This is a genomic window from Klebsiella sp. RHBSTW-00484 (genome assembly GCF_013705725.1).
Classification (GTDB): domain Bacteria; phylum Pseudomonadota; class Gammaproteobacteria; order Enterobacterales; family Enterobacteriaceae; genus Klebsiella.
The window spans coordinates 3246862-3271254 of the sequence record NZ_CP055481.1 but is presented as its reverse complement, the minus strand read 5'-3'; the positions used below and the strand labels follow the sequence as shown (position 1 = coordinate 3271254).

General features: G+C 53.4%; 20 protein-coding genes and 2 pseudogenes. 10 read left to right on the top strand and 12 right to left on the bottom strand.

The genetic code is table 11. The features are described from left to right. The first annotated feature begins 137 nt into the window (after window positions 1–137). From HV213_RS15610 to HV213_RS15600, 3 genes are all read left to right on the top strand, one after another. Window positions 138–974: a hypothetical protein gene (locus tag HV213_RS15610; protein ID WP_181482398.1), complete on the top strand. Its 837-nt coding sequence runs from the start codon at window positions 138–140 to the stop codon at window positions 972–974. Between the two features lie 32 nt (window positions 975–1006). Continuing rightward, window positions 1007–1843 (top strand): hypothetical protein, encoded by an 837-nt coding sequence (locus HV213_RS15605; protein WP_181482397.1) that lies wholly within the window; start codon window positions 1007–1009, stop codon window positions 1841–1843. 353 nt (window positions 1844–2196) lie between these two features. Next, a complete protein-coding gene (locus HV213_RS15600; protein ID WP_181482396.1) occupies window positions 2197–3024 on the top strand; it encodes an RHS repeat domain-containing protein in 828 nt (275 codons plus the stop codon). Window positions 3025–3089: 65 nt separating this feature from the next. Here HV213_RS15600 and HV213_RS15595 read toward each other — a convergent pair. The 7 genes and pseudogenes from HV213_RS15595 to HV213_RS15565 all read right to left on the bottom strand — a co-directional run. Then, a pseudogene (locus HV213_RS15595) lies at window positions 3090–3203 on the bottom strand (methyltransferase); the annotation flags it as partial. A 10-nt stretch (window positions 3204–3213) separates the two neighbouring features. Then, window positions 3214–4593 carry an efflux transporter outer membrane subunit gene (locus HV213_RS15590; protein ID WP_181482395.1) on the bottom strand — a complete coding sequence of 460 codons (1380 nt, stop codon included), beginning with the start codon at window positions 4591–4593 and terminating at the stop codon, window positions 3214–3216. Continuing rightward, complete coding sequence (locus HV213_RS15585; protein ID WP_181482394.1) at window positions 4590–5675, bottom strand: HlyD family secretion protein; 1086 nt, start codon at window positions 5673–5675, stop codon at window positions 4590–4592. The genes HV213_RS15590 and HV213_RS15585 overlap by 4 nt, the downstream gene beginning before the upstream one ends. Window positions 5676–5696: 21 nt before the next feature. After that, on the bottom strand, window positions 5697–7349 hold the full coding sequence (locus HV213_RS15580; protein ID WP_181482393.1) for an MFS transporter: 1653 nt from the start codon (window positions 7347–7349) through the stop codon (window positions 5697–5699). After that, a complete protein-coding gene (locus HV213_RS15575) occupies window positions 7349–7780 on the bottom strand; it encodes a MarR family winged helix-turn-helix transcriptional regulator (protein WP_181482392.1) in 432 nt (143 codons plus the stop codon). Before HV213_RS15575 ends, HV213_RS15580 begins: the two co-directional genes overlap by 1 nt. Window positions 7781–8084: 304 nt before the next feature. Beyond that, window positions 8085–9359, bottom strand: coding sequence for a Glu/Leu/Phe/Val family dehydrogenase (locus HV213_RS15570; RefSeq protein WP_181482391.1), 1275 nt, complete (start codon window positions 9357–9359; stop codon window positions 8085–8087). 369 nt (window positions 9360–9728) lie between these two features. Then, window positions 9729–11054 (bottom strand): MFS transporter, encoded by a 1326-nt coding sequence (locus tag HV213_RS15565; protein ID WP_181482390.1) that lies wholly within the window; start codon window positions 11052–11054, stop codon window positions 9729–9731. A gap of 373 nt (window positions 11055–11427) precedes the next feature. On the opposite strand from HV213_RS15565, the gene HV213_RS15560 reads away from it, so the two are divergent. Both HV213_RS15560 and aldA read left to right on the top strand, forming a co-directional pair. After that, on the top strand, window positions 11428–12222 hold the full coding sequence (locus HV213_RS15560; protein WP_181482389.1) for a YdcF family protein: 795 nt from the start codon (window positions 11428–11430) through the stop codon (window positions 12220–12222). 516 nt (window positions 12223–12738) lie between these two features. Then, on the top strand, window positions 12739–14178 hold the full coding sequence (aldA, locus tag HV213_RS15555; RefSeq protein WP_181482388.1) for an aldehyde dehydrogenase: 1440 nt from the start codon (window positions 12739–12741) through the stop codon (window positions 14176–14178). Between the two features lie 328 nt (window positions 14179–14506). Here the strand turns inward: aldA and HV213_RS15550 are convergent, their stop codons facing one another. Together HV213_RS15550 and HV213_RS15545 are read right to left on the bottom strand one after the other, a co-directional pair. Next, on the bottom strand, window positions 14507–15529 hold the full coding sequence (locus tag HV213_RS15550; RefSeq protein ID WP_181482387.1) for an IS110 family RNA-guided transposase: 1023 nt from the start codon (window positions 15527–15529) through the stop codon (window positions 14507–14509). A 247-nt stretch (window positions 15530–15776) separates the two neighbouring features. Next, a pseudogene (locus HV213_RS15545) lies at window positions 15777–16174 on the bottom strand (type I glyceraldehyde-3-phosphate dehydrogenase); the annotation flags it as partial. A 323-nt stretch (window positions 16175–16497) separates the two neighbouring features. Between HV213_RS15545 and HV213_RS15540 the strand changes: the two are divergent. Together HV213_RS15540 and HV213_RS15535 are read left to right on the top strand one after the other, a co-directional pair. Then, a complete protein-coding gene (locus tag HV213_RS15540) occupies window positions 16498–17475 on the top strand; it encodes a DUF1852 domain-containing protein (protein WP_181482386.1) in 978 nt (325 codons plus the stop codon). A gap of 23 nt (window positions 17476–17498) precedes the next feature. Next, the gene (locus HV213_RS15535; RefSeq protein WP_181482385.1) at window positions 17499–18530 is read left to right on the top strand and encodes a methionine synthase; all 1032 of its coding nucleotides are present in this window, start codon (window positions 17499–17501) and stop codon (window positions 18528–18530) included. A gap of 75 nt (window positions 18531–18605) precedes the next feature. Here HV213_RS15535 and HV213_RS15530 read toward each other — a convergent pair whose 3' ends face one another. Beyond that, a complete protein-coding gene (locus HV213_RS15530) occupies window positions 18606–19082 on the bottom strand; it encodes a cold-shock protein (protein ID WP_181482384.1) in 477 nt (158 codons plus the stop codon). Window positions 19083–19379: 297 nt separating this feature from the next. Between HV213_RS15530 and cybB the strand changes: the two genes are divergently transcribed. The 3 genes from cybB (at window position 19380) to HV213_RS15515 (ending at window position 21488) form a co-directional block, all read left to right on the top strand. Beyond that, complete coding sequence (gene cybB, locus HV213_RS15525; RefSeq protein WP_181482383.1) at window positions 19380–19907, top strand: cytochrome b561; 528 nt, start codon at window positions 19380–19382, stop codon at window positions 19905–19907. A gap of 163 nt (window positions 19908–20070) precedes the next feature. Then, the gene (locus tag HV213_RS15520) at window positions 20071–20346 is read left to right on the top strand and encodes a metal/formaldehyde-sensitive transcriptional repressor (RefSeq protein WP_004101746.1); all 276 of its coding nucleotides are present in this window, start codon (window positions 20071–20073) and stop codon (window positions 20344–20346) included. Between the two features lie 23 nt (window positions 20347–20369). Further along, on the top strand, window positions 20370–21488 hold the full coding sequence (locus HV213_RS15515) for an S-(hydroxymethyl)glutathione dehydrogenase/class III alcohol dehydrogenase (RefSeq protein ID WP_112215758.1): 1119 nt from the start codon (window positions 20370–20372) through the stop codon (window positions 21486–21488). A 53-nt stretch (window positions 21489–21541) separates the two neighbouring features. Here HV213_RS15515 and HV213_RS15510 read toward each other — a convergent pair whose 3' ends face one another. Both HV213_RS15510 and HV213_RS15505 read right to left on the bottom strand, forming a co-directional pair. After that, on the bottom strand, window positions 21542–21820 hold the full coding sequence (locus tag HV213_RS15510; protein ID WP_181482382.1) for a hypothetical protein: 279 nt from the start codon (window positions 21818–21820) through the stop codon (window positions 21542–21544). A 91-nt stretch (window positions 21821–21911) separates the two neighbouring features. Continuing rightward, window positions 21912–24284 carry a glucose/quinate/shikimate family membrane-bound PQQ-dependent dehydrogenase gene (locus HV213_RS15505; RefSeq protein ID WP_181482381.1) on the bottom strand — a complete coding sequence of 791 codons (2373 nt, stop codon included), beginning with the start codon at window positions 24282–24284 and terminating at the stop codon, window positions 21912–21914. Between the last annotated feature and the right edge of the window lie 109 nt (window positions 24285–24393).

The following is a 24393-nucleotide window of genomic DNA, read 5'->3' as shown; positions in this document are numbered from 1 at the left end:
CGTTTTCATTCTCTTTTCGGGGAGTGAAAACGCCATGCCGACCTGATATTATTTTTATTGCATCTATTAATATGACTGCAAGAAGCAAAACTACGACATTAGATCATTGATTTTATCTATAGGGAAATAGATTACATATGAATAATAAATTAATAGGGCTTATTACAAGTTTAGCCGCCGTATTTTGTACTCCAGCCCTGGCCGGGGCCGCTTGCTCGGCAGAACAGCTGGCTATTAATAATTCAAATTATATTATTCTGACAAAAATGCCGCCAATGATGCCTGACGAAGGTTCTCTTACCATGCAGTTTTCTGGCCGTGGAAAGCTTTATTATTATGAGTCATCCGGCTCCATGTCTCTCTCCCGCTGCGGAAGATTGGAAAATCGCTCTGAAACGGAAGAACGTGATATTGGTGATAATAAAACGATGCGAACGATAATTCATATTACGCGTGATAAACGGCAGGGATGGCTAATGGAGATAACAACTGATGGCTCGTATAAGAACAGGACTGGCGTCGATACCCGACATTACTCTACCGACAAAAAGGGCAGGATCACCCATGCAAAAGGTCAATATCGTGTTGGTGAAGAGCAAAGGGAACCGACGGCCTGGCAATATCTATATGATGATCAGAACCGTGTGATACGTGAAGTGATGAAACACGCTGATTTTCCGGCGGATATCATTATCGAATATTACTACGATATCAATGGGCACTTAGCGCATATTACCGAAGGGGCCCGCACCCGCTTGCTGCGCTGGGATGAACAAGGGCGCTGGTTGTCCAGTATGCTTCAGGGGAATGCGGCCAGTAATACGATGCGGTTTGAGGATAAATGCGCAAGGTGGGACGTTGTAGGAAACTGTACGGTAATCAATATGTGGGAAGCGGATGCAAATCGCGCGGGAACCGAACGAGAAATGCAGGTGAATTATCAAATACACTATCAGCCGAATAATTTAGAGTGATATTTTTATGATTAACAGGGAAGTAAACAACCATGCGAAAAAAATCGAAAATCGTTTTTCTGGTGTTGGGCGTAGTGGCCTGCGGCGCAGCATTTACGCTATGGAAATGGCAAAACAGTCCGGCCTGCGATAAGGCACAACTGGCCATCAATGAAGCGAATTTTTTTATTTTGACAAGGATGCTGCCGTTTACGGGAGAGCTACGTAGCGTGCAGATTTCCGGCGAGGATAATCAGTATCACACCAAGATGATCTTTTCCCGCTGCGGTATGCTGGAAAGTCGTGTATCTACACGGGAGAGTGATTTTGGTGGTGGTATGGCATCAAGCAGTAAAATCAAACTTAGCCGCAACAGCGAGGATGACGGTAAAGGGTGGGTACAGGAAATCACGATTGTCATTGATAGCGATAAAAAAGAGTCTACCTTAACGACAAACCGTTATTTCCATACCGATGAATTGGGGCGGATCGCCTGGTCAGAGGAATACAAGACAGGGAAGGGGAAACCGAACGACATAACAACCTGGCGCTACCGTTATGACGACCAGCATCGTCTGGTTCGGGAATATGATGTTGATTCACCGCAGAAGGTTTTCACCGATTTTAGCTATAACGAAAATGGTCGCTTAAATCGCGTTGCCTCCACTGCTTACGTCCGTCAGTCTCGCTGGGACCGTAAAGGACGCTGGTTATCTGACGAGGCTGAGTACGGCAATGCCAAACTGATTCTGGAAAATGTGTGTTCCGCTTGGGACAACATCGGAAACTGTACGCTGGCTGATATTATTACGAAAATACGTTCAGCGGATGGGGAATATGTGGAAAAGGGGCAACGCTTACAGCGGAAATATCAGTATGAGTATCAATAAACGTATTGTATCTGCCGAAGTTGAAATGATTATCAAATTGCTGACAAAGTGCGCCTCTCTGGAATTGCCCGGTGTCGGCTAGCGCCTTACCGGGCCTACGGAAAATTCGGAACATGATGATATTGTGGGTTTTGTAGGCCGTGCAAGGCGTCAGCCACCGCCCAATATCTATACCCTAAATAATTCTAGTTGCTTAAAGGCGGCAAGGGAGTGAATCCCCAGGAGCATAGATAACTATGTGACTGGGGTGAGCGAGCGTAGCCAACACATAAGCAAATTGAAGTATGACGGGTATAAAACAGGTTTGTCATCAGTCTCATTATCGGGAATGATTCACAGGGAAGTGAATAGCCATGCGAAAAAAATCGAAAGTCGTTTTTCTGGCGTTGGCCATCGTAGCCTGCGGCGTTGCATTTACGCTATGGAAATGGAATTCCTGCGATCGGACGCAACTGGCTATCAACAGGACTAATGTTCTCATTATGACGCAGTCCCCGGCGCTGGCTGGCAATCCGCAAATAGTCCATATTGCCGGTAATACCAATAGCTATCGTGAAACGCTGGATTTTTCTCACTGTGGTTTGCTGGAGAAGCAAGTCGTGACTTCTTATTCAGGTATTGGCGCGGTGTCGATCAAAACAAAAATGACGCTCACCCAACAGGAGCAGAGTAAAGAAAAAGGGTGGATACAGGAGAGCGTTGCAGAAGGCAGCCATGGGACCCTTATTATTTCCAGGCGTCATTTTTATACCGACGATCTTGGACGAATCGCCTGGATGAAGGAAAAAAAGACGGTTAACGGTGAAACGCGTGGGCAGTACTCCTGGCAATATCACTACGACGACGCCAACCGCCTGCTGCGCGAGACAATAAACGACGATGAAACCTCGCAAAATTACACGACTGAATTTCATTATGATGAAAACGGTCGCTTAATCGGCACCTCTGCAATGCATCGAACCCAGACGCTGCGCTGGGATGACCGCGGGCGCTGGCTGTCTACTGAAGTGGTGCGCGAAAATGCTAAGGCAAAATTAGTGCGACAGGATGTATGTTCTGCCTGGGATCGCGTGGGTAACTGTACAGTAAGTCATATGGTTGAGACGGACATTACGCCGAAGGGCGATATTGCGGAAAAGAGACGTATGCGGTCTGATACACAAATCCATTATCAGAATTAACTAATAACAATAGCCAGTCTGATCCGGATCGTGGATTAGCGCCGCAATCCGGATTTTCAGGTTAATTACGCGTTCACCCAAGCCAGGGTAAAACCATCCCAGCCTTTGCTGCCCACCGTTTGCAGTGCCGTGACCGTCAGGCGCGGATCGCTGCCCATCATCGCGATAAACTCTCTAACTATTCCCGTATTACATCCCTGATGAATCAGACCAGCCACCTCCCAGCGACCGGTACAAGTCAATTTGCGCCAGCAGCAGGTTGTTTTTCACCTGCACCACGCTGAGCTGAGTGGAGAACAGCGTACGCTGGGCATCCAGCACGTCTAAGTAAGATGAGTAACCGTTGCGATAGCGGTTCTGGGCGATACGCAGCGTCTCCTGGGCGACTTTCTCCTGCTCCTGTAACTCCGTCAACTGCTCGCCGTAGCGGCCAATCGCATCGAGGCTGTCGTTCACCTCCTTAAACGCACTGCGTACCGTTTTCTCATAGCCGTACAGCGCCTGATTGCGCTGGGCCATCGACACATCCACCTGAGCATTTAGCGCCTGACGGTTGAGGAGCGGTGCCAAAATACTGCCGCCCAGGCTCCATAAGCGTAGCGGATTATCGAGCAGATCGGGCAGGGTGCGGTCCTGCATGCTGCCGGTGGCGGTAAGGTTAATTGACGGCAGCAGTTGCGCCTGCGAGGACGCCAGCGTGGCGTCGGCGGCGATCAGTTGACGCTGGGCCTGAACGATATCCGGGCGGCGGTTAAGCAGCGTTGACGGTAGCTGTGCCGGCAGCGTCAGCGGCGTCAACTGGGCGAATTCATTGCGCTTAACGGCTCCAGGATTAGACCCGATCAGCAGGCTAAGCGCATTTTCCTGCTGGGCGATTTGGTGCTGCAATGGCGGGATCTGCGCCCGCGTGGAGCGCAGTTCCGAATCCGCCTGCATTAGCTCCAGACGGGAGGTGTAGCCGGTCTCAAACTGGCGTTTCGCCAGATTAAACGCATCTTCCCGCGATTTCAGCGTTTGCTGCGTCACCCGCAGCTGTTCATCCAGCGAGAGCAGAGTAACGTAGCCAACCGCCACCGACGTCGCGACGGTCAGGTTCGCCGCCGCGGCAGCGGCCTTTTGCGCCTCAAGGCTAGCCTCCGCCGCGCTGGCGGCACTGCGGTTTGCACCCCAGATATCAACATCGTAACTCGCGGTTAGCGCGCCTTTATACACCGTACTATGAACAGGCAGGCCGGTCGCTGCCGACTGCGAGCGCGTGCGGGTGCCGGTTAGTCCGGCGTCAAGAGAGGGAAATAAGCTGCTGTCGGCGGCATAAACCCGCGCCTGATACTCATTCACCCGCTCGCGGGCAATCAGCACGTCGCTGTTGTAACGCAGCGCCTGATCGACATACAGATTGAGCGTGCTGTCATGAAGGTTGCGCCACCACACGCCTTCCACCGGGCTGCCTGGACCGACATCCGCGCGCCAGGCGGCGGGGATTTGTAACGTGGGGGCGGCTTGCTGGATGTCGGCAGACTGACAGCCAACCAACGCGAGAATGACGGCGAGGGTGAGCGGGCGGATCATTGTTTCTCCTCCCCGCGCGTATCAATGGTGACCTGCACCGACATCCCCGGACGCAGCCGCTGGTGGTTTTTCTGCCCTTCATCTACGGCGATACGCACAGGAATGCGTTGGGCGATTTTGACAAAGTTTCCGGTGGCGTTATCCGGCGAAATGGCGCTGAATTCAACGCCGGTAGCCGGAGAAATACTTTGCACGGTGCCGGTGAATTTCTCGCTGTTGAGCGCATCGACGGTGAAAGTCACCCGCTGCCCAACGCGCACCTGCGCCAACTGGGTCTCTTTTAGATTGGCGATCAGCCAGTGCTGCGGCGGCACCAGCGAGGTCAAATGCGTCCCGGCGGTGACGTAAGCGCCCAGCCGGACGGAAATCTGTCCTAGCTGGCCGTCAGTCGGAGCGACTATTCGGGTGTTTTGCAGGTCGATCTGCGCCAGCTCCAGCGCCGCTTTGGCACTGGCGACATCGGCCACCAGCGAATCACGGTTAACGATGGTCGATTGCAGATCCTGACGTGACATCTCAAGCGTTGCCTTCGCCTGTTCAATATCCGCATTGCCCTGCGCCGCGCTGGCGCGGGCAGAATCGCGCTCGCGAATGGAAAGGGAACCGTCGGCGGTCAGCTCCTGAACGCGTTTCAGATCCGCCTGCGTTTTAAGATTCTGCGCGCGGGCGTTTTGCAGCGCCGCTTCGTTACGCGCGATCGCTGCCTCGGCGCTTTTACGCTGTTGCAGGTTATTCTTCAGCGCCGCCTCTTTCATCGCCACCTGAGCTTCCGCCTGGTGAACGCGCTGGTGATAAATGCGATCGTCAATCTGAAACAGCACGTCTCCGGCTTTAATCTGATTGAAATCCTGCACCTTCACCTGAGTGATATAGCCGTTAACCTGCGGGCTGATAAAGGTGGTCTGCCCGCGCACATAGGCGTTATCGGTAAACTGGCTTTGGCGGGTAAACGGCGGTAGCTGCCAGGCGTAGAGAATAACCAGTACGCCGACGATACCAATCGCTGCAGCGGTAAAGATGGAAACGACGCGAATATTGTTACGGGTGTTGGCCTGCTGTTTGGCCGCATCCTGCTGACTCATAATAACTCCAGAGTGAAAATTTTATTTGCTGCCCGTCGCGCGTTTCAGCGCGATGCGGGCGGTAATACGCAATCTTATTAAGCGCCAGAAAACCCATACCAGCGTGGCGGCGGAAATCGCCGCCGTCAGCAGATACGTGTCGTTGTAAGCGAGAATATTGGCCTGTAGCGTGGCGGCGTTTTGCAGCAGCGTGGTGGCCTGAACGTTCAGCAGCGTGCTGTCGCCAATCTGGCTTTGGTACATCTGGCTGTATTGCTGTAAGCGTTCGGTGATCAGCGGATTAAGCGTGGTGAGCTGGTCGGCAAGCTGGCTGGAGTGAAACTTCTCCCGCCAGGTCTGGAAGGTGCCGAGAATAGCGGAGCCCAGCAGACCGCCAATATTCTGGCTCATCCCAAACAGCACCGAAAAACTCACCAGGTTGCGCTGATCGGCAATCACGCCGCCAATGCCCGCCAGCATCGCCGGGGCGAGGAAGAAGGCGCTGCCGAAACCGAGCAGGAACTGGCTGAACATCAGCTGTTCCGGGCGCGTGAGGATCGTCGACTGGCTGTCGAGCAGTGAGGCAATCATTATCAACGCCAGCGCCGTGGCGGTGGGCCAGTAGAGGCGCTGCGGATTGAGCGTCAGGCAGCTGGCGACAATCCCGCAGGCGATCCCGGCAAAAATAGACCAGGCCAGATTGGTCATCTGCTCATTTTGCAGGCCGACGTACTGCAGCCAGCCGATCACCCCCGTGTTTTGCTCCGCCAGCACGATACGGATCAGCAGCATAATCAGCCCGAGGCGCAGAATACTGCCACTGGATAGCCATTTAGTATTGAGCAGCGGGTTGCTGCGGTTATGTTCAAAGGCGATAGCGGAAACAATCAACACCACCGCGCCCGCCAGCGACCAGCCAATCCACGGCGCTTCAAACCACCAGTCCAGACGCCCCAGCGACAGCACTGCGCACACCAGCGCCATCCCCGGCGCCAGCAGGCAAAAGGTGATGAAATCTTTCTTCTCGAATACTTTTTTGCGATCGCTCGGCGGCAGTTTCAGCGCCATCACGCAGGCCAGCGACACCAGCGCCAGCCCCAGTTCGAAGAAGTACAGCCCGCGCCACTCATCAATTTGCAGCAGTTCGGTAGAGAAAAGGCGGGCAAGGGGGATCGCCAGCGAGGAGCCAGTGATGCCGATAGTCAGCGCCTTTAGCCGATGGCGGGCAGGCCAGGCCTGCACCTGATAATAAATCCCTAACGAGCTGAGTGCTGCCGCCACCATGCCATGCGCCGCGCGCACCATCAGGGCTGAACTGAGGTCGTTGACGAACAGGTGGAAGAAGGTCACCAGCACGTAGAGCACCAGAAAACCTTCGGTAAAGGCGCGCAGGCCAAACTGCTGGCGGAATTTCACCAGCAGCAGGTTGATGGAGACGTTGGTCATCACGTAGACCGCCGGTAGCCAGGCGATCTCCGTCGACCAGGCGGCAAAGGTCCCCTGCAATAGCTGCAGGTTGGCAGTGACCACCGCGTTGCCCAGCGCCCCGGTCAGGCATACCAGCAGCCCGACGATTCCGTAGGCAATACGTTTTGGCGTGCTGTGAATAGGCGTTGAAGGTGAGCCGAGAATGGCCGGTTTTTCATGCGGGGCCCAGTCGTGGGGAACGTAGGGGTTACTTTTACGGCGAGGCATTATTTTTTCTCCACCTCGCGCAGCAGTTTTTCCAGCACCCGCTGGGTCTGTTGCTGTTCTTCAGGGGTAATGGCGGTGAGGATCTCCTCACGCAAATCGTCGGCCACCGTTTTCACCTGTTGATAAATCTCAAGGCCTTTGGCGGTGGCGATCAGCAGCCGTTTACGCTTATCGCGTTCGGTTTTGACCCGCTCAACCAGGCCGAGATCGACCAGCCGATTAAGCAGCGGCACGAGGGTGGCGCTTTCGACGCCCAGCTCCTGGGCCAGCTCGCTTTGTGACAGCGGCTGTTCATTGCGCGCAATGGCGGCAACGGCGACCCAACTGGCCTGGCTCATGCCAAGGTTTTTGAGCCGACGGTTAACCGCCAGCCGCCAGTGGTGGGCGGTGAGATATAAAAGATGAGAAAAGTTAAGCTGTCGGTTATCCATAGGCCAGTCTGCAATATCGTTAGAGCTCTAATGATTTTAGGCCTGGCAAAAGCGTGAATTCAAGCTGATTGATAAAAATCGGTTAACGGTATGTGCGTTTATTGTAGGGGGATAAGAAAACACAACCGGTTGGGCTAAGAAGGTGTTGCATTGCCCGGCGGCGCTACGCTTGCACGGGCCTACGGGAGGAGGCATAACATGTTGGTACCGTGGGTTTTGTACGCCGGATAAGGCGTAAGCCGCCATCCGGCGAAAATAGACCAGCAGACTCAAGCCCGGCATAAACCGGGCTGAGAGGGGCAGATCATCCCGGATAAATACCGCGATCTTTACGCGCCATCAGGATGCGCTCACAGGCCACGATATAGGCGGCAGTACGCAAAGAGCACTCTTTTTCAGCGGCTTTTTCGCAGACATGAACGATCGCATCGGTCATTATGCGGTCCATCTTGGCGTTGATCTCCTCTTCGCTCCAGAAGAAGCTGGCCATATCCTGCACCCATTCAAAGTAGCTCACGGTGACGCCGCCGGCGTTACAAATAACGTCCGGTACCACCACGATGCCGCGTTCGGCCAGCACATCGTCTGCCTCCGGGTAGGTCGGGCCGTTAGCGCCTTCCAGTACCAGTTTGCAGCTGATGGTTTCCGCGCGTTCACGCGTAATCTGGCCTTCCAGCGCCGCCGGGATCAGAATATCCATCTGCGTCGTCCAGAACTCTTCTTTGGCGATTTCGCGCGCGCCGGGGAAACCGGCAATCTGTTTGTTCTCGGTCTGCCATGCGGTCAGCGCGGCCATATCAATGCCGCCTTCATTAAACAGGGTGGCGGTGTGGTCCTGAATCACCACGATGCGCGCGCCGACGCCCGCGAACAGGCGTGCCGCTTCGCTACCGACGTTACCAAAACCCTGTAACGCTACTTTCGCGCCTTCAATTTCGATCCCGCTGCGGCGAGCCACTTCGCGTCCGGTCACGAATACGCCGCGTCCGGTGGCTTTTTCACGGCCCAGAGAGCCGCCGAGGTGGATAGGCTTACCAGTAACCACGCCGGTGATGGTGGTGCCGTGGTTCATGGAGTAGGTATCCATCATCCAGGCCATCACTTTACCGTTGGTGCCGACGTCTGGTGCCGGAATATCTTTTTGCGGCCCAATAATAATGCCGATTTCGCTGGTATAGCGGCGGGTCAGACGCTCCAGTTCACCTTCGGATAATGAGAACGGGTCGACGCGGATCCCGCCTTTAGCGCCGCCGTAAGGAATATTGACTGCAGCACACTTGATGGTCATCCAGGCAGAGAGCGCCATCACTTCATTCAGGTCTACATCCGGATGGTAGCGCACCCCGCCTTTACCTGGCCCGCGCGAGAGGTTGTGCTGGACGCGATAGCCTTCGAAATGGCGGATGGTACCGTCATCCATTTGTACCGGAATATCAACAATCAGCGCGCGTTTTGGGTGGCGCAGGGTTTCGATCCAGTAGGCGAGATCGCCCAGGTAGGGCGCGACGCGGTCGATTTGGCGCAGGTAGGTGGTCCATGGGGATGTACTACTTTCAGAAGCGTAAGATAACTTTTCCATAAGAGTCCTGTTTTGCAGTGATAATTATTTTGTTAACCGTGGAAAGATACAGCGAGAAACTCTGTAACGAGAATGTTATCACCAATTTAATGGGACGGTATTTGGCAAAAATTCAGAATATGCTGTCGTTACGGGTGGGTTTGAGTTTTTTATGAATAAAAAAACGAGAAATAACGCCTGCTGCGGATGAATATGCATCTTTGTGCATTAAAGCCGTAGTTGCGGCTATTTATCCCTATTTATTAGAATCTTGACTCTCTTCAAAAAGTGAACAAAACGCTATGTGGATGTGTTGACTTTGTTGCATCGCAGTGGGCAGTTTTTCGTCTGCTGCCGACAACGGTGGTCCGCTGTCGGCAGCGTATTGGCTTATCGCGTCCCAGCCCGGGCGGCAATGGCGGCAGGCGCCTGCTTTATGCGGCTGGCGCAGAAAATAGCGATAAGTGGAATGACAACCGTTCCTGCCAGATACCACGCGACTGGCACCCAGTCGCCGTCATATTTTGCCAGCAGGCCGGTGGCGATCAGCGGAGCGGTTCCTCCGGCAAGCGCTGCGCCCAGCTGGTAGCCGAGGGTGATACCGGTATAACGAACGTTAGCGCTGAAGATCTCTGAGCATAGCGTTCCCAGCACGGCGGTAACGGGTGCCCACAGAATGCCGAACGCAATCACCGTCGCCAGCGCAATACCCCACGTGGTGCGGGTATCCAGCAGCAGAAACCACGGCACAATAAACAGGCCAAGCAATATCACACTGAGCGTGTACATTTTTTGCCGCCCGACTTTATCTGACAAGAGTCCCATTAGTGGGATCATTACCGTGGCGACCAGCGCGCCGAGGGTGACGGCTTCCAATGCCTGGGATTTTTGATAGCTCAGCGTGGTGGTGGCATAGCTGACGACGAAGGTGGAGAAGATATAGAACGGTGCGGTTTCGACCACCTTTAGCCCGGCGGCAATGAGTACTTCACGCCAGTGAAATTTGAGCGTATCGCGCAGTGGCGATTTCGCTACCTGGCCTGACTGTTTTACTTTCTTAAATTCCGGTGTTTCATCAATATCTTTGCGGATCCACAGACCGATAAGAACCAGCACCGAGCTCAGCAGGAAAGGGATGCGCCAGCCCCAGGAGAGAAACTGCTCTTCGCTGAACAGCGTCATCAGCGAGACGATAAACGTGGCCATCAGCATACCGATGGTCACGCCAGCCTGCGGGATGCTGCCGAAGAAGCCTTTGCGCTTTTCCGGTGCATATTCGTAAGCCAGCAATAGCGCGCCGCCCCATTCGCCGCCGATGCCCATCCCCTGAACGATACGTAAGGTAATCAGGAGCGCGGGTGCCCATAAACCGATCATGTCATAGGTGGGCAGCAGTCCAATGGCGACCGTTGCGCCGCCCATCAGGGAAAGCGTCAGGACCAGCGTTTTCTTGCGTCCGATCCGGTCACCGATGTGCGCGAAGACGACGCCGCCAATCGGACGGATGAAAAAGGTCAGTGAGAACGAGAGCCAGGAGAGGATTAAGCCAATCACCGGGTCGACCATCGGAAAGAAAATCTTGTTGAACACCAGCGCGGCCGCCGTGCCGTAAAGAAAATAGTCAAACCATTCAATGGCGCTACCGGTGAGGCTGGCAATGAGCACCTTTTTGTTTTTCTTAAGGATTGATGCGGTGCTGCCGTCTTGTATTGTCATTATTCAATGTACTCCTGCCAGAATCATCACTATCAGGTGCTACCCAGCCTTTTACCGGTGCAACCTGGTGAGTGATGAGGTTATTTAATTGTTAAGAAAACTAGAGTTGTGAGTTGCATTTAGCAAGTTTTGGGCGGCGAGATGAGATGAACTTTGCGGTTTTTTATGGCAGATAGCGTGGATTTTTAGACCTGTTTTTAAACTAATACGCTAAAAAAATTGCATTCAGTGGTGAGTTATTCAGGTGCAACCACGCTGTTTTTGGACGTTTCTTGTTATTTCAATCTTGTTACAGATTCTCGTTTATTGACGATTAAAGGCCTGAGCGGTTTATGATGATGCTCAAGATGACATTGAGTGAAAAGGAGAGAGCATGTCAGAATATTTTCCATCGCTGCCGGAGGCCACATTAGACGCGGCAAACCGGCTGGGGGCTTGGCTGGCGCAGGATGATTTGTCGCAGGATCCGCAAATAGATGTGGTGGTACTGGCGGGCAATGCGGTGATCCCGACCATTGATTTTGCCTGCCAGCTGGCGGTACGTCACGCTGTGCCGTTACTGATCAGTGGTGGCATCGGCCATTCCACCTCATTTTTATATGATGCGGTGTTGAGCGACTCTCGCTACCGGATGCTGTCGGTATCGGGGCGCGCCGAGTCGCATATTCTTGCTGATATCGCCCATCAGTTCTGGCAGATTCCTCGTGAAAGGATTGTGGTGGAAGACCGCTCCACCAACTGCGGAGAGAACGCGCGCTTTACCCGACAAATGCTCGAAGATAGAGAGATTGCACATCGCACGGGCGTGGTGATTCAAGACCCGACGATGCAGCGCAGAACGATGGCGACGTTTGCCCGCGTCTGGCAGGGGGAGGAGACCGCTGCGCCGCAATGGTACAGCACGCCGGGCTGCTCGCCTGTGCTGTGTAATAGTGATAACGGTTTAACCTTCAGTGGTGAGCAAGAGGGTCTGTGGCCGGTTGGGCGCTATCTGGCGTTAATCCTCGGCGAACTGCCGCGGCTGGCAGATAATCCGCAGGGATACGGTCCGCTGGGTAAGGGGTTTATCGCCCATGTGGATATTCCGCCGCATATTGTGCAGGCGTGGGAGACGCTGCGCGATGATCGTCTGTTGTCCGATGCGCTGAGCGCGCGAACGCTGGGTTAGGTTCTTTAGTCAGTGGTTTTAAATGCGGGCTTGCAGCGATGGGGTTGGCGCATCAAGGAAATTGGCGAGAACGCAGGCGCGCATCCAGGGCTGGCCGCCAGATGAAGCCGAAGTGGAGCGAACCGCGTAGCGGCAATTTTCAGCGCAATGCCGGGGGTCATGGGGGGCGGGCGAAACGCCCCCCCATGCCTTTCACTCGTAGAGGAAATAATAAGGTGTACAGAACAGACGTGAACGGAGTATTCCACTTCAACAACATATTCCTGAAAACACCTTCAGATCCCCTTTCAACGAATTGCTGCTAAGCACTGAATCGAAAAATTTGCCCGTTTGAGTCAGAGTTATCGCAAACGGGCATTATGTGTTACGAAATTGTGATTTTTTCTGCGTCTAACTCATCTATTTTTATGAAATAACTCACAATAATGCGCGTCCGGACTGTCGATTTGCCGTTCAGGAGATAGTTTTTAACATTAAATTCACTTGTTAAAAACAATAACTCCACAGGAGCAAACCATGACAGCACCCGTTCAACACCCTATGTACATTGACGGTCAGTTTGAATCTGGCCGCGGTGATGCCTGGATTGATGTTATCAACCCGGCGACGGAAGCGCTGCTTTCGCGCATTCCTGACGGGAGCGCGGAGGATGCACAACGGGCGATTCAGGCAGCTGAACGCGCACAGCCCGGTTGGGAAGCGCTGCCAGCTATTGAGCGGGCGGGGTGGTTGCGCAAAATTGCTGCCGGTATTCGCGAGCGGGCGGATGAAATCGCCGCGCTGATTGTCGCCGAAGGTGGGAAAATTCAGCAACTGGCGGCAGTCGAAGTCTCATTTACCGCTGATTACCTCGATTACATGGCCGAATGGGCACGCCGTTATGAAGGTGAAATCCTCCAGAGTGACCGTCCGGGCGAAAACATACTAGTCTTTAAACGTGCGCTGGGCGTAACGACCGGTATCCTGCCGTGGAACTTCCCGTTTTTCCTGATTGCCCGCAAGCTGGCTCCTGCGTTGATTACCGGCAATACCATCGTCATTAAACCGAGTGAATTTACGCCAAATAACGCCATCGCCTTTGCGCAAATTGTTCATGAGATCGGACTGCCGAAGGGCGTATTTAACATGGTGCTGGGCCGTGGCGAAACCGTGGGCCAGGAGCTGGCGGGTAACCCGAAAGTGGCGATGGTTAGCATGACCGGCAGCGTGGTGGCGGGTGAGAAAATCATGGCTGCGGCGGCGAAAAACATCACCAAAGTTTGCCTTGAGCTGGGTGGTAAAGCGCCCGCTATCGTGATGGATGATGCGGATATCGAGCTGGCGGTCAAAGCGGTGGTGGATTCACGAGTCATCAATACCGGGCAGGTGTGTAACTGCGTCGAGCGCGTGTATGTGCAAAAAGGGATTTACGACCGCTTCGTTAACCGACTTGGCGAAGCGATGAAAGCGGTGCAGTTTGGCGACCCGGCATCACGTGACGATATCGCCATGGGGCCGTTGATCAACGCCGCCGCGCTGGAGCGCGTTGAGCAGAAGGTGGCGAAGGCGGTCGCGCAGGGCGCCCGCGTTGTCCTTGGTGGTAAAGCTGTCGCAGGCAAGGGCTATTTTTATCCGCCGACGCTACTGCTGGATGTGCGTCAGGAGATGGACATCGTTCATGAAGAGACGTTTGGCCCGGTACTGCCGGTGGTGGCGTTTGACACGCTCGAAGAGGCGCTGGCAATGGCTAACGACAGCGATTATGGTCTGACCTCTTCCATTTATACGCGGGATCTGAACGTTGCCATGAAGGCGATAAAAGGGCTGAAGTTCGGCGAAACCTACATCAACCGCGAAAACTTTGAAGCGATGCAGGGCTTCCATGCCGGATGGCGTAAATCGGGAATTGGCGGTGCAGATGGGCGTCATGGCCTGAATGAGTATCTGCAAACTCAGGTAGTCTATTTGCAAGCCTAAGTCAGCGGGTAGCCACGCCTCCCGGAGGCGATGCTGCGCATCTGTCCGTATATGGACACCTCCCGTGATGCAAGCTATTTTTTGTGTGAGTCACCAGGGTAAGTTGCGTTCGTATATCCGGCCTCTCTTTCGGTACCGTCGTACCCGGGCCATGATGTGTTCTGCGCACCTGCTTCCTTTCGGGCTATCGGCTTTGCTTCGCAGGGAGCCTTCGGACAGGCCGGATTTCTCAGGTGCTGGTCTTACCGGTTACTCATCACGCTAAATCGCTTCGCAATCTCACGACAGGGTTACTGCTCTTTTTACTGCATGGTTCACGGGGTGTCGGTTAACCGGCGACCCGTGAACCATGGTAATCTTCTCCGCGACTCATCACCGCCCACGCTATCCGCACATTCTTGTTCGCCAGCGCCACCGTCGCGATATTCCGGTTCCGTCTTTCCGCCACCGACTGCAGCCACTGGCTCCGCCGGTCTTCTTTGCCTGCACATGTCTTCAGAACTGACCGTGCCCCGTGGATGACCAGCGTACGCAGGTAGCTGTCACCCCGCTTGCTGATATGCCCCAGCTGCTGCTTACCGCCGCTTGAGTGCTGCCGGGGAACCAGCCCCACATAAGCCGCCATCTCCCGACCGTTCTTAAACTGCGTCGCGTCACCCAACAACGCCACCATCGCGCTGGCGGTTATCACGCCGATACCTTCTATTTTCATCAGCCGCTGGATGCAGATATCTTCCCGCGCCGCCTCTGCGAGCCGCCGGTCATGCCCCGCCACCCGGTCATCCAGCATCCGCAGCTCTTCGGCCAGCTCGCACAGCAGGCGCATAAACCGGTCATCCCACTGCTCCTGCTGTGACAGTATCTCCGGCAGCGCCTTACGCAACTGGCTGATGCCGACCGGCAGCACCACGCCGAATTCGCCCAGAAAGCCCCGTATCTCGTTGCACAGCGCCGTGCGGCTTTTTATCACTCTGGCCCGCACGCGATGCTCCGCCTGAAGGGTCTGCTGGCGCTCTGTCTTAACCGCGACGAAGCGCATGGCGGGGCGGCTGATGGCTTCACAGATGGCTTCGGCATCGTTGGCATCATTCTTGTTGCCTTTGAGGTAAGGCTTGACGAATTTCGGGGGAATAATGCGCACGGTATGCCCCATGCGGGTGAGTTCGCGGGACCAGTAGTGGGATGATGCGCAGGCTTCAATCCCGATGGTGCAGGGAGCCAGCTGAGAGAAATAAGCGTGCATGTGGGCGCGGCGGAGAGATTTCCGCACGACGACATGTTCATGGTGATCCACAGCATGGATCTGAAAGACATTTTTTGCCAGGTCAAGACCGATACGTTTAATATTCATGGTGGACACCTCCTCCTGTGGACTGCAGGTAACACTTCCAGTCTGGCACGTTCTGATGCCGTAAGGTGGGAGGTGTCCATCACATCGGGCTACAAGTTTTGAGCCGTCTGCGGTCCCGTAGCCCGGGCAAGGCGCTTTGCGCCGCCCCCGGGAGGAAGGCCGCAGGGGGGGGCTTCCTCCCGGGGGGGATGGGGTTACGAGGAGTGTGTGGTTTTTGCCAGCCAGGCAAGGTACTGCTGCTTGCTGTTTATTTTGCGAATTTATCCAGCACGCGAATGAGCTGGGTGACAAAGCCATATTCGTTATCGTACCAGGTCACGGTTTTGACCAACTGAACATCACCGGCTTCGACTATCTCAAGCTGCGTGGCGTCGTAAATTGAACCGAAATGCCTACCTGCCTACCAATCACATCTGACGAGATAATTTCCTCTTCGGTATAGCCGAACGATTCATTGTTCGTCGCCGCGTTTTTCATCGCCTGATTGACCTCTTCAGCGGTGGTTTTTTTCGCCAGCACGGAGACCAGTTCCGTTACCGATCCTGTTTTGGTCGGTACGTGCTGGGCATGGCCTTTTAGTTTACCGCGTGGGCCATCAACCAACGACTGGGTGCCGGTATAGGCGTGGAGGGTGGTCATGTCGCCTGCTGGCGCGGAAATCAGCACCTTTTTCGCACCTGCGCTTTCTCTGCGTACACGGTAATTTTTTTACCATCGACGATAAGCTGGGGTAGGCAGATTGTGAACAGGATTGGCCTGGCGCCAAATCAGCGACAGAAGATCATGAAGATAGCTCATGTTGTAATGAAATTAAGTCGCTTTCACTCATCCAGTGGCTCTGGCATAAAATACACCATATTAACTTATTGGCAACATGAAGACCGCTGACTGAGCCAACGCCCATGCAACTTGAAGTATGACGGGTATAAATTCAGTTTTCATGCCAGGACTCAGGATGCAAAATTGCGATGAATAAAAATTTTACTTTTACGATTAAGAGCAGTATTTTCGATGAAAACTATAACCCTTCTGAAAATACGCGTATTACAACTAATTTTGCTAATTTAGCCAGAGGGCAAAATCGCCAGCAGAATTTGCGTAACACTTTATTGATGATTGACAATCGTTTCAACACGCTGGCGCACTGGGATAATCCGAAAGGCGAGCGTTATTCGCTCGAGCTTGAAATCATTTCTGTCGAGATGAGTATCGAGGCTAATGGCGACACTTTCCCGGTAATAGAAATATTAAAAACGAATATTATTGATAAAAAAACCAACGAACGTATTGAAGGCATTGTAGGGAATAACTTCTCTTCTTATGTCAGAGATTATGATTTTAGCGTGTTGCTGTTAGAACACAATAAACAGCAATCAGCGTTTAGTTTTCCCGATGATTTTGGCGATTTACACGGTAATATCTTTAAATATTTTGTAAACTCAAATGAGTACAAAAATAACTTTAGCAAACCGCCGGTGATATGCCTCAGCGTATCCAATAAAAACACCTACCATCGAACAGGTAATGAGCATCCTGTGCTGGGCATTGAATACCAACAGAATGGAACGTCATTGACTGAGGGCTATTTCAAAAAAATGGGCTTGCAGGTTCGTTATTTTATGCCTGCAAATAGTGTCGCACCTTTGGCTTTTTATTTTTCAGGTGATTTACTGAGCGATTACACTAATCTTGAGCTGGTTAGTACCATTAGCACGATGGAAACTTTCCAGAAAATTTATCGGCCTGAGATTTACAACGCCAACTCTGCGGCAGGGCAGTGCTATCAACCTGACCTGAATCACCAGGATCACTCACTGACAAAAATTGTTTATGACCGCGAAGAGCGTAGCCAGTTGGCTATTGAGCAGGGGAAATTTACTGAAGAGAACTTCATTAAACCGTACAAGAACATTCTCGATCAGTGGTCTGCTCAGTACGCTATTTAATTAACGATATAAGGCCAACTATTATGAAAAAATTATTACCTACTTCGACTGCGGGCAGTTTACCCAAACCTTCGTGGCTCGCCGAGCCTGAGAAACTATGGTCCCCCTGGAAACTACAAAATGAAGAGTTAATTGAGGGGAAAAAGGACGCGCTAAGTTTGGCTCTGTACGATCAATTACGTGCAGGTATCGATATTGTCAGCGATGGTGAGCAAACGCGTCAGCACTTTGTGACAACGTTTATTGAGCACCTCAGCGGTGTTGATTTTGCAAAACGTGAAGTGGTGAAAATTCGTAATCGCTATGAAGCAAGTGTCCCAACCGTCACGGGTGCTGTTGAACGCCAAAAACCCGTTTTTGTTGAGGACGCGCGGTTTTTACGCCAGCTCACCAAACAACCTATTAAATGGGCGCTACCTGGGCCTATGACCATGATTGATACACTTTATGACGACCACTATAAAAGCCGCGAAAAACTGGCCTGGGAATTTGCGAAAATATTGAATCAGGAAGCCAAAGAGCTAGAGGCTGCTGGCGTCGATATTATCCAGTTTGATGAACCGGCTTTTAATGTGTTTTTTGATGAAGTGAATGACTGGGGGATCGCGGCTTTAGAAAGAGCAGTGGAAGGGCTGAAATGCGAAACGGCGGTACATATCTGCTATGGATATGGCATCAAAGCGAACACCGACTGGAAAAAGACGTTGGGCACAGAGTGGCGTCAATATGAAGAAGCATTTCCTAAGCTGCAAACATCCAGTATCGATATCATCTCACTGGAATGTCATAACTCGCATGTTCCGATGGACCTGCTTGAGCTGATTCGCGGTAAAAAAGTGATGGTCGGGGCTATCGACGTGGCAACGAATTCTATTGAGACGCCGGAGGAGGTTGCTGACACATTACGCAAAGCCCTTCAGTTTGTCGACGCTGACAAGCTTTATCCCTCTACCAACTGCGGTATGGCGCCGTTATCTCGTCGGGTAGCCGCAGGCAAACTAAATGCGTTAAGTGCAGGGGCAGAACTTATCCGCAAGGAACTCTCGGTTAAATAAATACGCCAAATATCCTGACGACTCAACGATGCCGAAATCCTGCTTATGCAAGCAAGATTTCGGCACAGGATCATTTCAGACCTTGAGCATTTTTACCGTGGCATCCACGTCTATTTCATCTTCAGAAAAGATTAACGTCGTTCCCTGAAAAGTGGTCACCGCCAGCTTTTTCAGCGAGCGCATTTCACCCGGTTTAGCGGCTGATTTTGGCCTGATACTCCCCATCAGCGCACCTACAGACAGTACAGCGTTTTCTTTATCAATGCGGGTGTCGGCTGGCACTTCTTCGCTGTAAACCAGATAGGACTTGATCGACGTGAGCTTAATACGCTCACCCGCGATATAGATGTATTTGCTTTCCGGTATCACTTTTACCGCATAAGCGGATAAGCCCTTGTTATTGGTAGTGGGTTCGAAAGTGACGGCTGCATCTTTCTTAATCAGATCGGGATTGGCGACCTTAATCACATGAAAATAACGGTTCTCACCGTTTTCATCTTTGATAAATCCAAAACCTTTATCTTTAAACCACGTTGTGATCGTTCCGTTCATCGCCTTACCGCCTGGTTAATCGTTTATCTACTCAGTTTTTGCAGCGCGCAGTGTAAAGCACAATGCCGATGCAGACCACGTCTTTGCTTTAAGTCTGGACGATAAATTTCGGTCAGGCCAGAAGAGGGGCTGGTGAACCCGGACGACGTCACCCCCAAATAAAACGGCGCTAACTGTTTGCTTTTAATCTGATTACATCATGTTCAGCAATAGTTTGTTAATGCTTCGTAAAAGTTAATGAATTTTTAAGGAAAGGTAGTTATGTTGACGGCATCACTGTTTCCTTAAGGGTTTTCCATGCGCGATAAATACTCCGGCCTGCAGATAGGCATCCACTGGCTGGTCTTTTTGTTAGTGATTGGCGCTTATGCGGCAATGGAGCTACGAGGCTTTTTCCCTCGGAGCGCGCGGCCGGTCATTAATATGATTCATGTCTCTTGCGGGATCTCTGTCTTTGTACTGATGGTGGCGCGTCTGCTCGTACGCCTGAAATCTCCCGCACCGCCAATTGTGCCCAAACCGTCGCCAATGATGACGGGCTTTGCGCACCTCGGGCATTTGGTTATCTATCTGCTGTTTATCGCGCTGCCGGTGATTGGCATGGTGATGATGTATTATCGTGGCAATCCGTGGTTTGCTTTTGGTTTGACCATGCCCCATGCGGCAGAAAGCAACTTTGAGCTGGTGGATACGCTGAAGGGTTGGCACGAGCTGCTGGCGAACACCGGCTACTTTATCGTCGGCCTGCATGCGCTGGCGGCGCTGATGCACCATTACTTCTGGAAAGACAACACGCTGCTGCGGATGATGCCGCGCAAACGCTAAACATCTTCAGACCCGCTTAGGCGGGTTTTTTGTTTCTCATGACCCTCAAGCTCGATTAAACGCAAATTTTCGCCGCTATGCTACGGTTAAAGCGGCGAGTTGATTTGCCTCTTTAAATGAAAAAATATAGTATACCCCCCTATATGATTTTGAGGGCGTAACCATGCCACACTCACCTGAAGATAAAAAACGTGCCCTCAGCCGGGTACGACGCATTCGCGGCCAGGTTGAAGCGCTCGAACGGGCGCTGGAATCCGGCGAACCCTGCATGACTATCCTGCAACAGATCGCCTCTATTCGCGGTGCCGCTAACGGCCTGATGGGCGAAATGGTTGAAATTCACCTGCAAGATGAACTGGTGAGCGGCGAAACGACGCCAGACCAACGCGCCGCCAGAATGGCGGAAGTCGGCCATCTGCTACGATCCTACTTAAAATAAAATCACGACGAGGAAGAGAGAATATGAAATCACGTGCAGCAGTCGCGTTTGGCCCAGGCCAGCCGCTAAAAATCGTTGAGATTGACGTCGCACCGCCGAAAAAAGGCGAAGTGCTGGTCAAAATTACCCATACCGGCGTATGTCATACCGATGCTTTTACTCTTTCTGGCGACGATCCGGAAGGCGTTTTCCCGGCAGTACTGGGCCACGAAGGCGGCGGTATTGTGGTCGAAGTGGGTGAAGGCGTGACCAGTCTGCAACCGGGCGATCACGTGATCCCTCTGTACACCGCCGAGTGTCGCGAGTGTAAGTTCTGTAAATCGGGCAAAACCAACCTCTGTCAGGCGGTACGCGCCACTCAGGGTAAGGGTCTGATGCCAGATGGCACCACCCGTTTCTCTTATAACGGCGAGCCTATTTATCACTATATGGGCACCAGCACCTTCAGTGAATATACCGTGGTGGCCGAAATTTCTCTGGCGAAAGTTAACCCGCAGGCGCCTCTGGACAAAGTTTGTCTACTGGGCTGCGGCGTGACCACCGGTATCGGCGCGGTACACAATACGGCGAAAGTGAAAGAGGGTGATACCGTGGCGGTCTTCGGTCTCGGCGGCATTGGCCTGGCGGTCATTCAGGGCGCGGTACAGGCGAAAGCCGGACGCATTCTGGCGGTTGATACTAACCCGGAAAAATTCACCCTCGCTAAAGAGATGGGCGCAACCGACTTTATCAACCCGAACGACTACGACAAACCGGTTCAGGATGTGATTGTTGAACTGACCGATGGCGGCGTGGACTTCAGCTTTGAGTGCATCGGTAACGTCAACGTGATGCGCGCGGCGCTGGAGTGCTGCCATAAAGGCTGGGGCGAAAGCGTGATTATTGGCGTTGCTGGCGCAGGCCAGGAGATCAAAACCCGTCCGTTCCAGTTGGTGACCGGTCGCGTCTGGCGCGGCTCGGCGTTTGGCGGCGTGAAAGGGCGCACTCAGCTGCCGGGAATGGTGGAAGAGGCGATGGCGGGCAAAATTCGTCTTGACCCGTTTATCACCCACCGTATGCCGCTGGATCAGATCAACGAAGCATTCGATCTGATGCATGAAGGTAAATCCATTCGTACCGTGATTCATTTCGGCGAGAATTGATCTTTCGGTAAAAATAATAACCCGGGCATGCCCGGGTTATCGCTAAAGCAGAATTACTCCCGTCGCAGGTTCTCATAACCGTTTTGCCACCGCCGCTGTTCTCGTCGCTCCCGTTCACGTTGGATATCCGATTTTTCATCTTCCCACACCGAGCAGTTTGGCCCGCTGTACACTTCGCAGGGCTGTTGTTTATCGGCGAGTGGATTCACGGTTTTTTCTTCCCATATCGTCGGATTGCGCAGGTCCACCTCTGGAGCCTTCAACGCCTGAGCCGACGCAGCCATTATCGACATAATGGTGCCCGCAAGCAGGCGGCAGGTTGAACGTTTCATCCATTATCCTTGTTCAGTTGTTATTATTGATAACCATTCGCAATAATAACATAGCTGAATAAAGAAAGGGCCCCAATCGGGGCCCTTGAACTTACTTCTGCTCGGGGAGCGCGTAGGCGATGATGTAATCGCCGCGGTCCGGTGACTGGCGAGCGCCGCCAGCGTTGATGATGATGTACTGCTTGCCGGTTTTCGGCGAAACGTAGGTCATCGGGCCGGACTGACTGCCGACCGGCAGACGGGATTTCCAGATCTCTTTACCGTTGGCGGTATCAAACGCGCGCAGGTAGAAATCCTGAGTACCGGCAAAGAACAGCAGCCCGGACTGGGTAGACAGCGAAGCGCCCAGCGTCGGCATACCGATAGGGATGGGCATATGCATGCGGATCCCCAGCGGGCCGGTATCTTCAACGGTGCCGACCGGAACCTGCCACACCAGCTTGCCGGTTTTCAGATCCACCGCCGACATGGTACCGAACGGTGGTTTCTGGCATGGAATACCCAGCGGCGACAGGAAACGCTCGCGCATTGCGCCAAACGGGGTACCTTCCATCGGCACGATACCCATTTCGATACCGCTGGCGTTTTTCGCCACTTTCTCGCGCGGCACCATATAGTTAGCAAGGCCAAGGCGCATATCGTTGACGAACATCAGGCTGTTATTCGGGTCAACCGACACGCTGCCCCAGTTCATCCCGCCCAGCGAACCGGGATATTGTAGAGAACGGTCTTCGCCCGGCGGCGTAAATACGCCCTGGTGACGCATCTCTTTAAACTGGATACGGCACAGCAGCAGGTCGACAGGCGTCGCCCCCCACATATCCGACTCTTTTAGCGTTTCGTTGCCGATCATCGGCATACCAACGGAGTAAGGCTGAGTAGGGGAATAGCGCTCGCCTTTGATATCACCTGGCGGAACCGGACGCTCTTCCACTTTGGCCACCGGCTCACCGGTTTCGCGGTTGAGCATAAAGATCATGCCCTGCTTACTGGTTTGTACCAGCACCGGGGTGGTGCCGCCTTTGCCGTCAGGTAGATCGTACAGCAGCGGCTGAGAAGGCAGGTCGAAGTCCCACAGATCGTGGTGAGTCGTCTGGTAGTGCCAGCGCACCTGACCGGTCGTTGCGTCAACGGCCACGATAGAGGAACTGTATTTATCGTCAAGCGCAGTGCGCTCGCCGCCGAAGAAGTCTGGCGTAGCGTTACCGGTTGGCAGATAGATCAGATTCAGCTTCGTGTCATAAGACATGGCCGACCAGACGTTCGGCGTACCGCGGGTGTAGGTTTGGCCTTCCGGCGGCTCGCCGGTCAGATTCGGGTTACCCGGATCCCATGCCCACGCCAGCTTACCGGTGTGAACATCGTAAGCGCGCACAACGCCCGGAGGCTCGCCGGTGGAGAAATTATCCGCCACGCGACCGCCAACCACGACCACACTGCCGGCGACAAGCGGCGTGGAGGTTTGTTGGTAGTAACCCGCTTTGATTTCGCCCATGCCAACGCTGAGGTCAACAATACCGTGGTCGCCGAAGGTCTCGCACAGCTTGCCGTTATCGGCATCAATGGCGATCAGGCGCGCATCGGTGGTCGGCAGGAACAGGCGACGAGAGCAGGCCGCCGGCTGTGTATCCGCAGTGGCTGTTACCTGGGCCTGGCTATCTTCGTAATAGCCTAAGCCACGGCAGCGCTGCCAGTTCGGCGCGGTGGCCTTTGAATCGTAGCGCCATTTCTCTTTGCCGCTATCAACATCCAGTGCCAGCACTTTGCTGTAAGGCGTACAAACGTAAAGTGTGTCGCCAATCTGTAGCGGGGTGTTCTGGTCTTCCGCACCGGAGCCGTTACTCTGCGGAATATCGCCAGTATGGGCGACCCAGGCGACCTGCAACTGGTCGACGTTCTGTTTGTTAATCTGGTCGAGCGCAGCGAAACGGTCGCCGTGGGTGGTGTTACCCCAGTGTTCCCAGTTTTTCTGTTGTTCGCCAGCGGCGACCGGTTTGACCGGTACCTCTTCACTGGCGCTGACCAGCGGCTGGGATTTGAACATCCAGCCGAAACTGACCAGCAGCACCACGGCGAAGATCGCCGCAAGGCTAAACGCCGGGCCTTTTTTCGCTGGTTGGTGGGAAAGGAACGGCCAGACCAGCGCAGAAAGAAAGGCCAGCACGCCGAGGGCGAACAGGCGCGAGAACAGCGGCCAGTACGTCCAGCCAGCATCGCTAATTGCCCAGATGATAGAGGCGATAAAAGCAATTGCGTACAGCACGATGCCGCCGCGGCGGCTACGGAAGATGAGCAGCGAGGCGATAATCATCACCAGGCCCATAATTGCGAAATAGAAGGTGCCGCCGACGGAGGCGAGTTTTGCACCGAGAATACCGATAGCCAGACCGATGATCAGCATCAGTCCGGCGAGAAGCCACTGCAGGATCCGGGGGAACCCTCGCGGCACGTTGCCAGTTGCCATTTTTTCTCCTTAACCACCCCTGTACAGGCGTGAACCAGATGAATCAATTTTTCAAGTGAAGTCTTTTGAATGAAGTGATTGTGGCCTTCATAAAAGCCTGTTTTTTGCT

Excerpts from the sequence above, each read along its gene's own strand:
- HV213_RS15560 (WP_181482389.1), top strand. The coding sequence starts at position 11,428 with ATGTCAGAATATTTTCCATCGCTGCCGGAGGCCACATTAGACGCGGCA.
- cybB (WP_181482383.1), top strand. The coding sequence starts at position 19,380 with ATGCGCGATAAATACTCCGGCCTGCAGATAGGCATCCACTGGCTGGTC.
- HV213_RS15590 (WP_181482395.1), bottom strand. The coding sequence starts at position 4,593 with ATGATCCGCCCGCTCACCCTCGCCGTCATTCTCGCGTTGGTTGGCTGT.
- HV213_RS15515 (WP_112215758.1), top strand. The coding sequence starts at position 20,370 with ATGAAATCACGTGCAGCAGTCGCGTTTGGCCCAGGCCAGCCGCTAAAA.
- HV213_RS15530 (WP_181482384.1), bottom strand. The coding sequence starts at position 19,082 with ATGAACGGAACGATCACAACGTGGTTTAAAGATAAAGGTTTTGGATTT.
- HV213_RS15610 (WP_181482398.1), top strand. The coding sequence starts at position 138 with ATGAATAATAAATTAATAGGGCTTATTACAAGTTTAGCCGCCGTATTT.
- HV213_RS15570 (WP_181482391.1), bottom strand. The coding sequence starts at position 9,359 with ATGGAAAAGTTATCTTACGCTTCTGAAAGTAGTACATCCCCATGGACC.
- HV213_RS15550 (WP_181482387.1), bottom strand. The coding sequence starts at position 15,529 with ATGAATATTAAACGTATCGGTCTTGACCTGGCAAAAAATGTCTTTCAG.
- HV213_RS15580 (WP_181482393.1), bottom strand. The coding sequence starts at position 7,349 with ATGCCTCGCCGTAAAAGTAACCCCTACGTTCCCCACGACTGGGCCCCG.
- HV213_RS15510 (WP_181482382.1), bottom strand. The coding sequence starts at position 21,820 with ATGAAACGTTCAACCTGCCGCCTGCTTGCGGGCACCATTATGTCGATA.
- HV213_RS15540 (WP_181482386.1), top strand. The coding sequence starts at position 16,498 with ATGAATAAAAATTTTACTTTTACGATTAAGAGCAGTATTTTCGATGAA.
- HV213_RS15605 (WP_181482397.1), top strand. The coding sequence starts at position 1,007 with ATGCGAAAAAAATCGAAAATCGTTTTTCTGGTGTTGGGCGTAGTGGCC.
- aldA (WP_181482388.1), top strand. The coding sequence starts at position 12,739 with ATGACAGCACCCGTTCAACACCCTATGTACATTGACGGTCAGTTTGAA.
- HV213_RS15585 (WP_181482394.1), bottom strand. The coding sequence starts at position 5,675 with ATGAGTCAGCAGGATGCGGCCAAACAGCAGGCCAACACCCGTAACAAT.
- HV213_RS15565 (WP_181482390.1), bottom strand. The coding sequence starts at position 11,054 with ATGACAATACAAGACGGCAGCACCGCATCAATCCTTAAGAAAAACAAA.
- HV213_RS15520 (WP_004101746.1), top strand. The coding sequence starts at position 20,071 with ATGCCACACTCACCTGAAGATAAAAAACGTGCCCTCAGCCGGGTACGA.
- HV213_RS15600 (WP_181482396.1), top strand. The coding sequence starts at position 2,197 with ATGCGAAAAAAATCGAAAGTCGTTTTTCTGGCGTTGGCCATCGTAGCC.
- HV213_RS15535 (WP_181482385.1), top strand. The coding sequence starts at position 17,499 with ATGAAAAAATTATTACCTACTTCGACTGCGGGCAGTTTACCCAAACCT.
- HV213_RS15575 (WP_181482392.1), bottom strand. The coding sequence starts at position 7,780 with ATGGATAACCGACAGCTTAACTTTTCTCATCTTTTATATCTCACCGCC.
- HV213_RS15505 (WP_181482381.1), bottom strand. The coding sequence starts at position 24,284 with ATGGCAACTGGCAACGTGCCGCGAGGGTTCCCCCGGATCCTGCAGTGG.